The organism is Tissierella pigra (assembly GCF_009695605.1).
In the GTDB taxonomy this organism is placed as follows: domain Bacteria; phylum Bacillota; class Clostridia; order Tissierellales; family Tissierellaceae; genus Tissierella; species Tissierella pigra.
Window position 1 is genome coordinate 1 of sequence record NZ_VUNQ01000109.1, and the last position, 1,407, is coordinate 1,407.

The following is a 1,407-nucleotide window of genomic DNA, read 5'->3' on the forward strand; positions in this document are numbered from 1 at the left end:
TTCTAGTGTTGCATCAAAATAAAAAATACCAGTTGACATGGTAAAATTTGATTAATGAAAAAAAGAGCCTCATTTGGTTTAATGGAATTATCGAGAAACCATACACCAAGGAGGTTCTTTTTCATGTATATAAATAATAATAAAATATTTTTTGATAAAATAACACAAGTAATTAATGGTAATATACTAAATATGCTTGTCAAAAAATATAATACAGATTACAGGACGCAGCATTTTGATACTTCTTCACACCTACTTGCAATGCTTTTCTTTCAGTTAAAGGGTTTAAATAGTTTGAGGGAACTGCAAACTAATATCTCAAATAATAATAAATTAAGAAAAATGATTAATGTACCAAGTGTTTCCCAATTTTCAAGAAAGAATGCTAACAGGGATTATAGGGTTTTCGAGGAACTTTACTATCATATAGTAAACAAGGCTACAAAAATGTTTGGTCTTCAGCGTATCAATAAGGATCTTCCAATAATTAAAATTATAGACTCTACTATGATAGATTTGCCTTTCAATTTTGTTAAAGAATTTCGTTATGATAATAAACAGAAACGTTCGGCAGTTAAAGTAAGTACTCTTTTTAATGGCGATTTCCCTGAAAAGATACACATAGTATCAGGAAAAGTAAATGATAGAAAATGTATAGATGACATGATTAATAATAAGGATGCTATATATCTATTTGATAGAGGATATTCTGATTATAAATGGTATGATAAATTAACTGATGATAAATATAAATTTATAACAAGGCAGGTATCTAATGCCTGTGTTGAAGAAATCAAAAGCACCTATGTGGAAAATGATTTAATATTTGATTATGAAATTACAATGGGAACTGAATATAGTAAGAATAAAACCGAGCACACATATAGGGAAATCCTAACTTTTGATGAAAACGAGGAAGAATTTAGACTTGTAACAAATATATTTGATATACCAGCAGAAGGAATAATAGCTTTATATAAGAAACGTTGGAAAATAGAGTTGTTCTTTAAGTGGATTAAACAAAATCTTAAAATAAAGAAGTGTATCGGGTATTCTGAAAATGCTATAAAGATCCAAATATATACTGCCTTGATAATGTATATGCTGTTATATATTTTTAAGATGAAAATAAACTCTAAATTATCAATGCTAGTTCTTACAAGGATTATAAAAGTAAATATATTAGAGAATTTCAATGAAAGTATAGAATATTTATTGACGGGATAATACTTGGATAAAATTGGATGATTGTTAATTAGCCTTGTAGCACTTTTAGCTCCCTATATGGTAATATTAGACAATTATGTATTACACTGTAGAATTAGGAATCCCTTGGATGTAATTTATATCATCCAAGGGATTCTCACTTTGTCAATATTTAATTGTTTCCTAAATGCAACACTAGAA

The 1,407-nt window shown here is 27.6% G+C and carries 1 protein-coding gene; it reads left to right on the top strand.

The annotated features are described in order from the left end of the window. The first annotated feature begins 123 nt into the window (after window positions 1-123). Window positions 124-1,227 carry an IS4 family transposase gene (locus FYJ83_RS19525; RefSeq protein ID WP_195838079.1) on the top strand — a complete coding sequence of 368 codons (1,104 nt, stop codon included), beginning with the start codon at window positions 124-126 and terminating at the stop codon, window positions 1,225-1,227. Window positions 1,228-1,407 lie beyond the last annotated feature (180 nt).

What these genes read in the sequence shown, in the direction of transcription:
- FYJ83_RS19525 (WP_195838079.1), top strand. Translation starts at nt 124, where the DNA reads ATGTATATAAATAATAATAAAATATTTTTTGATAAAATAACACAAGTA.